13 protein-coding genes are annotated in these 12,520 nt (G+C 76.3%); 5 read left to right on the top strand and 8 right to left on the bottom strand.

Going from position 1 to position 12,520, the window contains the following annotated elements:
* Positions 1–87 precede the first annotated feature (87 nt).
* Both ACFUEL_RS00310 and ACFUEL_RS00305 read right to left on the bottom strand, forming a co-directional pair.
* On the bottom strand, positions 88–963 hold the full coding sequence (locus ACFUEL_RS00310) for a hypothetical protein (protein WP_380233605.1): 876 nt from the start codon (positions 961–963) through the stop codon (positions 88–90).
* Positions 960–1,706: an RNA polymerase sigma factor gene (locus ACFUEL_RS00305; protein WP_380233609.1), complete on the bottom strand. Its 747-nt coding sequence runs from the start codon at positions 1,704–1,706 to the stop codon at positions 960–962. Before ACFUEL_RS00305 ends, ACFUEL_RS00310 begins: the two co-directional genes overlap by 4 nt.
* A 276-nt stretch (positions 1,707–1,982) precedes the next feature.
* Between ACFUEL_RS00305 and ACFUEL_RS00300 the strand changes: the two genes are divergently transcribed.
* From ACFUEL_RS00300 to ACFUEL_RS00290, 3 genes are all read left to right on the top strand, one after another.
* The gene (locus tag ACFUEL_RS00300; protein WP_380233604.1) at positions 1,983–2,681 is read left to right on the top strand and encodes a hypothetical protein; all 699 of its coding nucleotides are present in this window, start codon (positions 1,983–1,985) and stop codon (positions 2,679–2,681) included.
* A 70-nt stretch (positions 2,682–2,751) separates the two neighbouring features.
* Positions 2,752–3,468, top strand: a complete 717-nt coding sequence (locus ACFUEL_RS00295; RefSeq protein ID WP_380233603.1) for a tyrosine-protein phosphatase — start codon at positions 2,752–2,754, stop codon at positions 3,466–3,468.
* 41 nt (positions 3,469–3,509) lie between these two features.
* Entirely contained in the window at positions 3,510–4,205 is a 696-nt protein-coding gene (locus ACFUEL_RS00290) for a class I SAM-dependent DNA methyltransferase (RefSeq protein ID WP_380233602.1), read from the top strand.
* A 169-nt stretch (positions 4,206–4,374) separates the two neighbouring features.
* Here ACFUEL_RS00290 and ACFUEL_RS00285 read toward each other — a convergent pair whose 3' ends face one another.
* Together ACFUEL_RS00285 and ACFUEL_RS00280 are read right to left on the bottom strand one after the other, a co-directional pair.
* Positions 4,375–4,869 (bottom strand): NUDIX domain-containing protein, encoded by a 495-nt coding sequence (locus tag ACFUEL_RS00285; protein WP_380233601.1) that lies wholly within the window; start codon positions 4,867–4,869, stop codon positions 4,375–4,377.
* Between the two features lie 59 nt (positions 4,870–4,928).
* Positions 4,929–5,207 (bottom strand): hypothetical protein, encoded by a 279-nt coding sequence (locus ACFUEL_RS00280; RefSeq protein WP_380233600.1) that lies wholly within the window; start codon positions 5,205–5,207, stop codon positions 4,929–4,931.
* Between the two features lie 230 nt (positions 5,208–5,437).
* On the opposite strand from ACFUEL_RS00280, the gene ACFUEL_RS00275 reads away from it, so the two are divergent.
* Positions 5,438–7,855: a lysylphosphatidylglycerol synthase domain-containing protein gene (locus tag ACFUEL_RS00275; RefSeq protein ID WP_380233599.1), complete on the top strand. Its 2,418-nt coding sequence runs from the start codon at positions 5,438–5,440 to the stop codon at positions 7,853–7,855.
* A gap of 11 nt (positions 7,856–7,866) precedes the next feature.
* On the opposite strand, the gene ACFUEL_RS00270 is transcribed toward ACFUEL_RS00275, so the two are convergent.
* The 4 genes from ACFUEL_RS00270 to ACFUEL_RS00255 all read right to left on the bottom strand — a co-directional run bounded on the left by ACFUEL_RS00270 (position 7,867) and on the right by ACFUEL_RS00255 (position 11,289).
* On the bottom strand, positions 7,867–8,100 hold the full coding sequence (locus tag ACFUEL_RS00270; RefSeq protein WP_380233598.1) for a hypothetical protein: 234 nt from the start codon (positions 8,098–8,100) through the stop codon (positions 7,867–7,869).
* An 84-nt stretch (positions 8,101–8,184) separates the two neighbouring features.
* Positions 8,185–9,012: an ABC transporter ATP-binding protein gene (locus ACFUEL_RS00265; RefSeq protein WP_380233597.1), complete on the bottom strand. Its 828-nt coding sequence runs from the start codon at positions 9,010–9,012 to the stop codon at positions 8,185–8,187.
* A 122-nt stretch (positions 9,013–9,134) separates the two neighbouring features.
* Positions 9,135–10,160, bottom strand: coding sequence for a FecCD family ABC transporter permease (locus tag ACFUEL_RS00260; RefSeq protein ID WP_380233596.1), 1,026 nt, complete (start codon positions 10,158–10,160; stop codon positions 9,135–9,137).
* A gap of 100 nt (positions 10,161–10,260) precedes the next feature.
* Positions 10,261–11,289: a FecCD family ABC transporter permease gene (locus ACFUEL_RS00255; protein WP_380233595.1), complete on the bottom strand. Its 1,029-nt coding sequence runs from the start codon at positions 11,287–11,289 to the stop codon at positions 10,261–10,263.
* A gap of 173 nt (positions 11,290–11,462) precedes the next feature.
* On the opposite strand from ACFUEL_RS00255, the gene ACFUEL_RS00250 reads away from it, so the two are divergent.
* A complete protein-coding gene (locus ACFUEL_RS00250; RefSeq protein WP_380233594.1) occupies positions 11,463–12,518 on the top strand; it encodes an ABC transporter substrate-binding protein in 1,056 nt (351 codons plus the stop codon).
* The last annotated feature ends 2 nt before the right edge of the window (positions 12,519–12,520 follow it).

The raw sequence follows: 12,520 nt of genomic DNA, 5'->3' as shown, positions 1-12,520 counted from the left end.
GACGGGTACAGGGGCCCGCCGACCGCCCGGAGGCGGTGCCGGTCGGACGGGGCCCGGGGGAGCCCGTCGTCCGACCGGAGTTCGGTGTCAGTCCTGGCTGCCGCCCCCACTGGACGGCCGGCTGCTCTCGCGCCCCCACCGGCCGGCGGAGGGCGAGGGCGAGGGTGAGGGCTGTGCGGACTGCTGGCCCGGACCGGCGGTGGCCTTCCCGCGGCCGTCCCCGCCCGGCTGGCCCCAGCCGTGCGTGTCGAGCAGCGCGCAGAAGCCGGTCACCTTCTCCGGTCCGCCCGCCTCCCTCAGCAGCTCGGCGAGCGCCGGGTCGGCGGCCACGTCCTTGGGCTTGCCGCCGCCCTCGACCCGCTTGGCGAAGCCCGCGCAGAGCTCCGACAGCGTCGGCAGGTCGGCCGGGCCGGTGGAGGCCGGTCCGGACGGCCGGGCCGGGGTGCCGGAGCGGCCCGGCGACGCGCTCGGCCGACCGGTGCGGTCGGTGCCGGGGCTCGCGGACGGGCTGCCGGGCGGCGGTTCGGTGGACGGGGCGGGCGCGGCGCTGGTGGCCGGCGGGGCCGGGGCCGGTCCGCCCAGCACCTCCGGCAGCCGGCCGGTGGAGGCCGCGAAGGCGGCGCCGCCCACGGCGGTGACGCCCAGCGCGACGGCCAGGGCCTTCGCGCTGAGGGCACGCGCGAGCGCGGTGTCCGCCATTCCTCGTCTCCGGTGCTGTCTGGGGGCCGGTTCGCGACGAGCCTGCCGGAACGCGGCCACGGCCCCCTCTTCGCCGGGCAGCGGGCCGTCGCCGGCCGCCTCGCTCGTCGCAGCGGCGGCGAGCAGGGCGGCGAGCTCCGGCCGTCCTGGCGCGGACTGCTGCCCGGCGGAGGGGTCCTGACCGGCCTCCGGGTCGACCGTGGCACCGCCGAGCAGCTGTTCGGCGGTGACGCGATCGATCCGGCGGGATCGGTTGGTGCTCATCTCATGTCCTTCAGCGTCGGCACCTGCGCCGGTGTCACACCCTGCGCGGAAACTTTTTCCCCGGCCGCCTTCCGGGCCCCCCGGCGGGGCGCCCCGACGGCCGCTCCCCCGCCCTGCTCCAGCACCTTGGCCAGCCGCTTGAGCCCCCGGTGGGCGGCCATCCGGACGCTGCCGGAGCGCTTGCCGAGCACCTTCGCGGCGCTCTCGGCGTCCAGTCCGAGCACCACCCGCAGCAGCACCGCCTCGGCCTGGTCGGGCGGCAGGGCGGCGATCATCGCGAGCGCCTCGGAGGTGGCGACGGTGGCCATCACCTGGCCCTCGGTGTCCTCGGCGGCGGCCAGTTCGGCCAGGTACTCCACCGGCAGGTCGGCGACCGGGCGGCGGCGCGCCCGGCGCAGGTGGTCCATCGCCCGGTTGCGGGCGACCGTCGCGGCCCAGCCGCGGAACCCGTCCGCGTCACCGCGGAAGCCCGGCAGGTCGCGGGCGATCTGCAGCCACGCCTCGGAGGCGATGTCCTCGGCGTCCTCGGCCCGCCCGCCGACCAGCACCCGCAGGTAGCGCAGCAGCCCCGGCTGGACGGCCCGGAACAGGACCCGGAACGCCTCCTCGTCGCCGTCCTGGGCGGCGCGGACGGCCTCCGCGAGGTCGGCCCGCCGGGCGGGCGGGCGGCCCGGTGCGTGCGGACGGCCGGGTCGGGCCCCGTCGTCCGCCCCGTGGTGTTCAGCTCTGTGCACCCGCCACATCATGCGCCATCCGGGGGAACGCTCCCAACCTCCGGGGCGGCAGCGGGTCGGTGGCGGAGCGGTGAGGGGGCCGTGGCGGACCGGTGCGGGCCCGGTGCGGGCGGACGGCCCGTCGGCCCTCCCCGCCCGGCCGGGACGCAGGGCCCGCGGCGGACCGACCTTCGTCCCGTCCGCCGCTGTCCTTGGCCCGCGGTTCGCCCCCGCCGCTCCGTCCTACCGTGCAGATAAGGGGCATTTCGCCCACTTCCCCCTGGAGCCGAGGAGGCCGGAACCGGCATGCCCACCGCCGAGGAGCTGTACACCACCGGGATCCGCGACCACTTCGCGCCCGCGCTGCGCGCGCTCGGGCTCCGGGGCTGGCGGCACTCCTTCTCGCTGCCCGACCGCGACCGCTGGGCGGTGCTCGGCGTGCGGGCGGTGCCCGGCGACGGGCGGGTCCGGTACACCGTCAACCTCTCCGTCACCGACAAGTCCGCCTGGGACCGGCGCAGCATCCGCCCCGACGCCAACTCCCCCACCGGCCTTGAGCGTTGGCACTCCCCGATCGGCGAACTGCTGCCGGTCGGCGGCGAGGTCTGGTGGGAGGTGGCGCCCGGACCGCGCTGGCTGATCGCCGTCGAGGACTCGGTGGCCGCCGTCCGCGGCTACGCGCTGCCCGAGCTGCGCCGCCGGCTGCGCGCCGGGAGCCACGAGCACTACCTCGGCCAGGCCGAACTCGACGGCGTCAACGGCGCCCTCGCCGCGGCCGCCGTCGCCCGCATCCAGCGGGCCGAACTCACCGAGGGCGCACTGGAGTTGCACGGCGCCTGGAGCAGGCACGACCCGGCCGCGCACGCCGTCCTGGCCGGCGCCGCCCGCGGCTTCCTGTCCGCCCGGGACGCCCGCTTCCGCACCGTCCGGGTGCTCGACACGCTCGGCCGGACGCTGTGGGAGTTCCACGGCGCCGCCGGCGGGAACCATCCCGAACCGGACTGAGTCCCTGTCAGTAACCGGTGCGCACCAGCACCGGCGGAACGGCACGGGGCGCGCACAGCGGGGGGCTGACATGACGGGGACCACGGCGATACCGCACGAGGAACGCCGGCTCGACTGGGACGGCTGCCTGAACGTCCGCGACCTCGGCCTGCTGCCCACCCTCGACGGCCGGCGCACCCGCACCGGCGCGGTCGTCCGCGCCGACAACCTCGACCGGCTCACCGCCGAGGGCCAGAACTCCCTGATCGCGTACGGCGTGCGCACCGTCGTCGACCTGCGCGACGCCGCCGAGTACCGGCCGCTGCTGCCCGCCCCCGACGGCATCGACCTGGTCCGCGTCCCGCTCGACGCGCTGGCCGGGCCGGACTGGTGGGCCCGCTTCGGCGCCCTGGACGGCACCCCGCTGTCCTTCCGCCCCTACCTCGACCACTGCCGCTCCGCCGTCGCCGAACTGGTCGCCGCCGTCGCGCGGGCCCGCCCCGGCACCGTCGTGGTGCACTGCGGCGCCGGCCGCGACCGCACCGGCCTGGCCGCCCTCGTCCTGCTCGCCCTGGCCGGGGCCACCCCCACCGCGATCGCCGAGGACTACCTGCTCTCCGCCGCCAACCTGCGCCCGCTGTGGAGCATCCTCGCCCGCTCCGAGGAGGAGGCCGGCATCGCCCGCGTCCTCGCCGACGCCGGCACCACCCCCGAACAGGCCCTGCACGAGGTCCTCGCCGAGTTCGACGCAGACCGGTGGCTGCCCGCCGGGGACGTCGCCGCCGTCCGGGCCCGACTGCTCGGATAACCGCTCGCCGCGCGGCCGGGCGCCGGACGAGACTGTCCGGCATGACGAACTTCTCCCTGTTCGACACCCGCGGCTACCCCACCGTCGACGTCCGCACCGGCTACGCCGGGTGGGTCGACAGCTACGAGGACACCGTCCAGGACGCGATGGACGTCGACGTGCTGGCCCGGCTCACCGTCCCCCGGTGGGCCGGAACCGGCCTCGCCGTCGACCTCGGCTGCGGCACCGGCCGCACCGGCGCCTGGCTGGTCGGACGCGGCGTCGCCGCCGTCGACGGCATCGACCTCACCCCCGAGATGCTCGCCCGCGCCCGAGCCCGCGGCGTCCACCGGCAGCTCCTGGAGGGCGACCTCGCCGCCACCGGCCTCCCCGACGCCGCCTACGACCTCGCCGCCTGCTCCCTCGTCGACGAGCACCTCGCCGACCTCGCCCCGCTCTACCGCGAGGCCCACCGCCTGGTCCGCCCCGGCGGCCTGTTCGTCCTGGTCGGCCTGCACCCCGCCTTCATCATGGCCGCCGGCATGCCCACCCACTACGACGGCCCCGACGGCCCCGTCGCCATCACCACCCACGTCCACCTGGTCAGCGACCACCTCACCGCGGGCCTCGCGGCGGGCTGGCAGCTCGCCGAGATGCGCGAAGAGGTCGTCGGCGACCGCTGGACGGCCCTCAAACCCAAGTGGGAACGCCACCGCGGCCACCCGGTCTCGGCGGCGTACGTCTGGCGCAAGCCGTAGGGCTGCCGCACCGCGGAACCGTGGTGCGCAGCGGGAGGTGAATGCCGGCAAGACCGCGAAACAGTGCAGGTTCGCGTCCTGCGCCGCGATCCGGCTGTGCGTGCTCGGTTGCCCGCGCAGTTCCCCGCGCCCCTGGTTCCGCGTCCGCGGGCTTTCGCGTACTGCTCGTTCAGAAGCCGGAGTTGGGCGCCGTCACCACTCGGGCGCGGCCGTCCGCCCGCGCGGCGAGGCCGGCTTCGAGGCGCAGGGCGCGGGCCGGGCCGAGGAGGGCGAGGGCTTCGGGGACGGGGGCCCAGCGGTGGGATTCGAGTTCGCCCGGCGGGAGGGTGATCGGGGTGTCGGCGGGGAAGACGCCCAGCTCGAAGAGGAAGTGGCAGGCGGGGTGGTCGAGTTCGCCGCTGGGGTTGGTCCAGGCGACGGCCAGGAGTTCGCCGGCCTCGCGGTGCAGGCCGGTCTCCTCGTGGAGTTCGCGGGTCGCGCACTGCCGGGGGTTCTCGCCGAGGTCGACGGTGCCGCCGACGAACTGCCAGGCGTCGCGGTAGGCGGCCTTGACGATCAGGACGCGGTCGTCGGGGTCGGTGATCAGGCAGCCCGCGGCGGCGTACACGCGGTGCAGGGAGGCGAGCCATTCCTCGCGGGAGGCGAATTCGGGGGCGTCGGCCATGGCTCTCCTTCGGCGGGGGCGGGAGCTTGCGGCCCCACTCTCCCACCCCCGGGGAAGGCTCAGTGCGCGGAGTGCCGTTCCGCTCCCCGGTGCCGGTGGCCCGGCAGGTCGGTGTGGGTGGCGGGCCCGGCGGCGGGGCCCGCCGTCCCCGGCGTTCGGCGGCCTCCGTGGCTGAACACCGCGTCCACGTAGTAGGGGCCGTCGCGGGTTTCGGGGGCCGTCTCCGGGTGCAGCTGCGGGGCGAGGGCCACCGGTTCGGCGGCCATGCCGCGCTCCGCGAGCAGTTCCTCGGTGCTCCGGCGGAGCATCGCCGTCCGGTCGGTCGAGCGCTCGGTCATCGCCGGTCTCCCTTCGTCGGACCTACATCAGTCCGATATGCCCGTTATCGGGCCGTATATTCCGGGACACCCGCACCCCCTTGCCGGAACGGCCCGATCACGGTCGCGCCGGTGTGGGACCATGCCGCGTGGCCACGGTGATACAAGCCGACGAATCCCAGGGTTCCCGCACGACCCCGCCGCCGTCCCCGCCGCCGTCCCCGCGCCGGACGCGGGCCGGACGCGGGCGGGTGGACCGGGTCCGCCACCCCGCCGCGCTGATCCGCCTGGCCGCCGGGGCGTGCTGGATCGCCCTGGTGCTGCTGCTGGCCTGCTACGCCCGCTCCTCCGCGCTCGGCCTGGACAGCGACGTCACCCGCGGCGTCGAACTGCTGCCCTGGCCGCCCGCCAAGCTCACCGCGGCACTGTGCGGCGCCGCACTGCTCACCGTGCCGCTCGGCTTCGCCGTCGACCGGGTGCTGCGCGGGGACGGCCGCCGGGTCGCCGACGCCGTGCTCGCCGCCGTGCTCGCGTACGGCCTCTCGCTCGGCCTGGACCTGCTGGCGGGCGACCTCACCGCGCTCACCCACCCGCTGCCCTCCGGCCCCGGCCGCACCGACCCGGTGTACGGGCACCTGGCGCCGGTGCTGGCCTTCATGACCGCCCTCGGCACCGCCGGGCGCCGCCGCTGGCGCACCGCGCTGGCCGTCACGCTCGGCCTGTCCGGGCTGTCCGGCCTGGTCACCGGGTACGCCACGCCGCTGTCGCTGGTGCTGGCGCTGCTGATCGGCTGGACCACCGCGCACGCCGCCCGGTACGCCGTCGGCGAGCCCGTCGGCGAGCCCACCGAGGGCCAGATCGCCGCCGCCCTGGCCGGCACCGGCATCCGCCCGGACGCCGTGCTCATGCTCGGCAGCGGCCGCTACCTGGTCACCCAGCACGGCAACCGCCCCGACCTGGACGTCCACCTGCTCGACCGGTACGCGCAGGCCAGCGGGCTGCTCGGCCACCTGTGGCTGGCGCTGCGGCTGCGCACCGCGCCCCGCCCGCTCGGCCTGCGCCCGCTGCGGGACGGGCTGGAGCACCAGACCCTGCTCGGCCACGCCGCGTCCGCCGCCGGGGCCCGCACCCGCACCCCGCTCGCGGCGGTCGAACTCGGCCCGGACGCCGCCCTGGTGGCCTACCGGCGGATCGACGCCCGGCCGTTCGCCGAGCTCTTCGAGGAACTGCCCGGCCCGGACGGCGAGGCCGACGCCGGAACCGCCGACGCCGGAACCGCTGCCGCCGGAACCGCTGCCGCCGGAGCCGCCGACGCCGGGCCCACCGATGCCGAACTGCGGGACGCCTGGCAGCAGTTGGCGCTGCTCCAGCGCCGCCGGATCGCCCACCGCTCGCTGGCCCCGAACACCGTGCTGCTGGACGCCGAGGGCCAGGTCCACCTGGTCGGCCTGGCCCGCGGCGAGATCGCCGCGAGCGAGCTGCTGCTGCGCCTGGACGTCGCCGGGCTGCTCGCCGTCCTCGCCCTGTACGCCGGGCCCGCACGGGCGGTGCGGGCCGCGATCGAGGTGCTCGGCGCCGGGCCGGTCAGCGCCGCGCTGCCGCTGCTGCAGCCGATCGCACTGGCCCGCCGCACCCGGGCCGCGCTCGCCCGGCACAAGGAGCTGACCGCCGAGTTGCGCGCCGAGGTGCAGCGGCGGACGCCGCAGGCCACCGCCGTCCCCGTCCGGCTGGAGCGGCTGCGCCCGCGCACCCTGCTCGTCGTCGTGGCCTGCGTCGTGGTCGGGTACGCGCTGCTGCAGTTCTCCAACCCGGTGGACGTGATCGCCGCGGCCGACCCGCTGTGGCTGGCCGGCGCAGTCCTCTGGGCCGCGGTCAGCTATCCGGTGGCGAGCTTCGCGTTCAGCGGCTTCGTCCCCGAGAAGCTGTCCTTCCGCTCCACCCTGGCCACCCAGGTAGCCGGGTCCTTCGTCAAGGTGGCCGCCCCCGGCGGCGTCGGCGGCCTCGCCCTGAACACCCGCTACCTGCAGTGCGCGGGCATCCCCACCGCGCAGGCGATGTCCAGCATCGGCGTCAGCCAGCTGTTCGGCCTGCTGCTGCACATGCTGCAGCTCGCCGTGTTCAGCGCCCTGGTCGGGGTGGACGCCGCCGAGGCCGGCGGCGGGTCGTCCTCCCCGCTGGCCGGCGGCTGGGTGGTCTGGCTGGCCGGCGCGGCCACCGCCGTCATCGCGGTGTCGGTCGCCGCGGCGCCCTCGCTGCGGCGGCGCGCTCAGACCCTGCTGCGGCCGCTGCGCGCCGAGGTGCTGCCCCGGCTGCTCGACCTGGCCCAGCGGCCCGGCCGGCTCGCCACCGGCGTCGCCGGGCAGCTGCTGGTGTCGATGTGCTTCGTGCTCTGCCTGTACTGCTGCACCCGCGCGGTCGGCCAGCACCCGGGCTTCAACGCCGTCGCGATGACCTTCCTGGCCGGCAACGCGATGGGCAACGTGGTGCCGCTGCCCGGCGGCGCGGGCGGCGTGGAGGTACTGATGCCCCACCTGCTGGAACTGACCGGCGGCATCGACCTGGAGAGCGCCAAGGACTCCGTGATGCTGTTCCGGCTGCTGACCTTCGTGCTGCCGGTGCTGCCGGGCTGGGCCGCCTTCACCTGGCTCAAGCGCCGCGGACAGGTCTGAGGCCCGCCCGACTACTCGCGGTAGTCCTCGTCCTCCAGGGCGACCTCCCGGACCTGCTCCACCGCGTCCCCCTCGTCCGCGGGGTCGGCGCCCCGCTCGCGCCGCTGCCGCAACACCTCCAGGTCGTCCACCTCCGGCTCGACGGCCGCCCGCTCCTCGTCGGCGGCCTCCAGCACGGTCGGGGACTGCTCGTCCGCGTCCTCGGGGTACTCGGGGTTCTCGGGGTTCTCCGCATTGGCACGCATACCGCCAGTATCCGACCGAACCCGCGGGAACCCGAGCCTTTCCGGCGGCGGGTCCCGCATCCGGGCCCGGCCGACCGGGCGGGCTCACGCCTTCACGGCCGACGCCTTCGCGGGGGCGCGGCGGTTGGCGGCGGGGACGACCAGCGGGGTGCCGGTCTCGGGGTCGGGGATGACCCGGCAGGGCAGCCGGAACACCTCCTCGACCAGCTCGGCGGTGACCACCTCGCCGGGCGGCCCGGCGGCGACCAGCTTCCCCTCGCGCAGCGCGACCAGGTGGGTGGCGTAGCGGGCGGCCTGGTTGAGGTCGTGCAGGACGGCGACCAGGGTGCGGCCCTGCTCCCGGTGCAGGCGGGCGCACAGGTCGAGGACCTCGATCTGGTGCGCGATGTCCAGGTAGGTGGTGGGCTCGTCGAGCAGCAGCAGCGGGGTCTGCTGGGCCAGCGCCATGGCGATCCAGACCCGCTGGCGCTGGCCACCGGAGAGCTCGTCCACCGGCCGGTCGGCGAGTTCGGCGACACCGGTGTCGGCCATCGCCCCGGCGACCACCCGCTCGTCCTCGGCCGACCACTGGCGCAGCACGCCCTGGTGCGGGTAGCGGCCGCGGGAGACCAGCTCGGCGACGGTGATGCCGTCCGGGGCGATCGACGACTGCGGGAGCAGGCCGAGGGTGCGGGCGACCTGCTTGGCGGGCAGCTCGGCGATCGACCGGCCGTCCAGCAGCACCTGCCCGGCGACCGGCTTGAGGGTGCGCGACAGCGCGCGCAGCAGGGTGGACTTGCCGCAGGCGTTCGGGCCGACCACCACGGTGAACGAGTGGTCGGGGACGTCGACGGTCAGGCCCTCGGCGATGGTGCGCTTGTCGTAGGCGAGGGTCAGGTCGCGGCCGGCCAGGCGCGGCTCGGGCTGGGCCATCGGGGGCTCCGTTCGGGACGACGGGACGGGCGGGGACGGGTGCGCGGGCGGATGTGCGGACGGATGCGGGGACGGGCGCGCGGACGGATGCGGGGACGGGCGCGCGGACGGGTCGGGGGCGTTCACAGGCGGCCGGAGCGGCGCTGGGTGGCCAGCAGCCAGACCAGGTAGCCGCCGCCGAGCACCCCGGTGACCACGCCGACCGGCAACTGGCGCTCGCCGAACAGGTGTTGCGCGGCGAAGTCGGCGGTGACCAGCAGCGCGGCGCCGGTGCACATGGACGCGGCCAGGTTCGGGCCCGGCGAGCGGGTGATCCGGCGGGCCAGCTGCGGGGCGGTCAGCGCCAGGAAGTTGACCGGACCGGCGGCCGCCGCGGCCAGCGAGGCGAGCAGCACGGCCGCGCCCAGCAGCACGATCCGCAGCCGCTCGGGGCGCACGCCCAGCCCGCTCGCCGCGTCGTCGCCGAGCTCCAGGGCGCGCAGCGCGGGCCCGCAGCCGATCAGCACCAGCGGGACGAGCACCGCCAGCGCGACCAGCAGCGGACGGGCCTGCTCCCAGCCGCGGCCGTCCAGGCTGCCGGTCAGCCAGAGCACCGCGCGGGCGGCGTCCATCAGCTGGGTGCGGGTCAGCAGGTAGCCGTTGACGCCGGTCAGGATCGCCGCCGTCCCGATGCCGACCAGCACCAGCCGGGCGCCCTGCACGCCGCCGCGCCAGGCCAGCGCGTAGATCAGCACGCCGGTCGCCAGGCCGCCCGCGACCGCACCGCCCGCCAGCGCGGCGCTGGACCCGCCCGCGACCACGACCAGCAGCGCGCCGGTGGCCGCGCCCTGGGTGAAGCCGAGGATGTCCGGGCTGCCCAGCGGGTTGCGCACCAGGGTCTGGAACAGCGCCCCGGCCAGCGCCAGCGCCGCACCGACCAGCAGCGCGGTGACGACCCGGGGCAGCCGCAACTGGTTGACGACGAAGTCCTCGGCGGGGCCGCCGTCACCGAACAGCGCCCGCACCACCTCGCCGGGCGCGATCGGATAGTCCCCGCGCCCGAGCGCGAACACCGCGACGGCCGCCGCCACCAGCAGCGCCCCCAGGCACACCGCCAACCCGCGCACCCGGTACCGCACCGAGAACCGCCCCACCCGCAACGTCCTCACGCCCGCACCTCCCCGGCCCGGCCCGCAGGCCGCACTCCCGATGCCCCCGCCTGGTCCGCCCCGGCACCGGCCGCAGGCCGCCCGGTCCGTGTCGTCGTCCTCATGCGCGGGCCTTCCCCCGTCGTGCGAAGTACAGGAAGAACGGGCCGCCGAGGACGGCCGTGACGATGCCGACCTGGAGTTCGCCGGGGCGGCCCAGGACGCGGCCGAGGACGTCGGCGCCGAGCAGCAGGACGGGCGCCAGGACGGCGCAGTAGGGCAGCAGCCAGCGCAGGTCGGGCCCGGTGAGGGCGCGGACCAGGTGCGGGACCATCAGGCCGACGAAGACGATCGGTCCGCAGGCCGCGGTGGCCGCCCCGCACAGCAGGGTGACGGCGACGATCGCGGCGGCCCGGACCGCGGCGGGCCTGGCGCCGAGCGCCCGGGCCGCGTCGTCGCCGAGCGCCAGCGCGTTGAGCGGGCGGGCCAGGCCGAGCGCGAGCAGCACGCCGGCGACGACGAACGGCAGGATGCCGAGCACGGTGGAGGTCTGGGCGCTGGCGAGCGAGCCGACCGTCCAGAAGCGCATCTTGTCGAGCGAGGCGGTGTCCAGCAGCATCACGGCGCTGACGTACGAGTAGAGGGTGGCGTTGAGCGCGGCGCCGGCCAGGGCGAGCCGGGCGGGGGTGGCGCCGCGTCCGCCGCCGACGGCGTAGACCAGGACGGAGACCAGGGCGGCGCCGGCCAGCGCCCACCAGACGTAGCCGGTGAAGGAGGTGACGCCGAGTACGGCGGCGGTGGCGACGGCGGCGGAGGCGCCCGCGTTGATGCCGAGCAGGCCGGGGTCGGCGAGCGGGTTGCGGGTGAGCGCCTGCATGACGCCGCCGGCCAGGCCGAGCGCGGTGCCGGCGAGCAGTCCGAGCAGGGTGCGGGGCAGCCGCATCCGGTGGACGACGGTGTAGCCGGGGGCGTCCGGGTCGAGGAGGCCGTGCCAGACCTCGGCGGGGCCGAGCTGCTTGGCGCCGAGGCCGAGGCTGAGCACCAGGACGGCGAGCAGCACGAGCAGCCCGGCGGCCAGGCCGAGCGCGCGGGGTGAGCCGCGGCGGGCGGGGGCGGCGCCGGGTATCGGGAGGGAGCCGGTGGTGCTCAAGGGTGCTCCGGATCGGTCGGGGAAGGGGTCGGCGGACCCGGGGGTCCTCCGTGCCACAACTTAGGTTAGGTTAACCTGCGTAATCCCGGCGGCTACCGCCGGGTACCGCGCCCCGGCTCCCCGCCGGCGTGCGGCTCCCCCCTGCTCCGAAGCGTTCGAACCGAGGTACCGCCATGCCGTCTTCCCCCCGCCTGACCCGCCGCGGCCTGCTCGCCGCGGGCGGGGCCACCGCCCTCGGCGCGGTGCTCGCCGCCTGCGGATCCTCCGGCGACTCCGGCGGCTCCGGCGGCAAGGCGTCCGGCGGGTCCGGGTCCGGGGGCGCGGCAGGCGGCGGCGCGTGGAGCTTCACCGACGACCGCCCGCAGACCGTCACCGCGAAGAGCGTCCCCGCCCGGGTGGTGGCCTTCACCGGCGCCGCCGCCGCGCTCGCCGACTTCGGCCTGGACAAGCAGCTGGTCGGCGTCTTCGGCGAGACCAGGACCGCCGACGGCAAGGCCGACCCGCAGGCCGGCAGCCTGGACGTCGACAAGGTCGAGGTCATCGGCAACGCCTGGGGCGAGTTCTCGATCGAGAAGTACGCGGCGCTGCGCCCCGAACTGCTGGTGACGCACATGTACGACCCGGGCGCGTACTGGTACGTGCCGGACGAGTCCAAGGACAAGATCCTCCAGCTCGCCCCGCAGGTGCTGGTCTCCACCGGCCGGGTCACCATCACCCAGCCGATCGAGCACTACGCCAAGCTCGCCGAGTCGCTGGGCGCGGACCTCGAGGCGCAGCCGGTCGTCGACGCCAAGGCCCGCTTCGAGAAGGCGTCCGAGGAGCTGCGGCAGGCGGTCAAGGCCGCCGGCGGCGTCAGGGTGATGGCCTGCTCCGGCAGCGCCGACCTGTTCTACGTCTCCAACCCGAAGATCTCCTGCGACCTGATCTACTTCGCCGAGCTGGGCGTCGAGTTCGTTCAGCCGGAGAAGACCGACGGCGGCGACTACTACGAGGGTCTGAGCTGGGAGAACGCCGGCAAGTACCCGGCCGACCTGCTGCTGCTCGACCAGCGCTCCACCGCCCTGCAGCCCGCGGACCTGACCGCCAAGCCCGCCTGGGGCCAGCTGCCCGCCGTCAAGGCCGGGCAGATCACCCCGTGGGACGCGGTGCCGCGCTTCTCCTACGCCGGGTTCGCCCCGCTGATCGAGCGGCTGACCGCCGCGATCCAGAAGTCCCGCAAGCTGAGCTGAAG

Origin of the sequence: Kitasatospora sp. NPDC057198, from assembly GCF_042670125.1 — a bacterium.
Taxonomy (GTDB): domain Bacteria; phylum Actinomycetota; class Actinomycetes; order Streptomycetales; family Streptomycetaceae; genus Kitasatospora.
Note: the sequence above shows the minus strand (reverse complement) of the source record. Positions and strands in the feature narration are given on the sequence as shown.

What these genes read in the sequence shown, in the direction of transcription:
- ACFUEL_RS00270 (WP_380233598.1), bottom strand. Translation starts at nt 8,100, where the DNA reads ATGCGTGCCAATGCGGAGAACCCCGAGAACCCCGAGTACCCCGAGGAC.
- ACFUEL_RS00285 (WP_380233601.1), bottom strand. Translation starts at nt 4,869, where the DNA reads ATGGCCGACGCCCCCGAATTCGCCTCCCGCGAGGAATGGCTCGCCTCC.
- ACFUEL_RS00295 (WP_380233603.1), top strand. Translation starts at nt 2,752, where the DNA reads ATGACGGGGACCACGGCGATACCGCACGAGGAACGCCGGCTCGACTGG.
- ACFUEL_RS00265 (WP_380233597.1), bottom strand. Translation starts at nt 9,012, where the DNA reads ATGGCCCAGCCCGAGCCGCGCCTGGCCGGCCGCGACCTGACCCTCGCC.
- ACFUEL_RS00305 (WP_380233609.1), bottom strand. Translation starts at nt 1,706, where the DNA reads ATGTGGCGGGTGCACAGAGCTGAACACCACGGGGCGGACGACGGGGCC.
- ACFUEL_RS00250 (WP_380233594.1), top strand. Translation starts at nt 11,463, where the DNA reads ATGCCGTCTTCCCCCCGCCTGACCCGCCGCGGCCTGCTCGCCGCGGGC.
- ACFUEL_RS00300 (WP_380233604.1), top strand. Translation starts at nt 1,983, where the DNA reads ATGCCCACCGCCGAGGAGCTGTACACCACCGGGATCCGCGACCACTTC.
- ACFUEL_RS00290 (WP_380233602.1), top strand. Translation starts at nt 3,510, where the DNA reads ATGACGAACTTCTCCCTGTTCGACACCCGCGGCTACCCCACCGTCGAC.
- ACFUEL_RS00280 (WP_380233600.1), bottom strand. Translation starts at nt 5,207, where the DNA reads ATGACCGAGCGCTCGACCGACCGGACGGCGATGCTCCGCCGGAGCACC.
- ACFUEL_RS00310 (WP_380233605.1), bottom strand. Translation starts at nt 963, where the DNA reads ATGAGCACCAACCGATCCCGCCGGATCGATCGCGTCACCGCCGAACAG.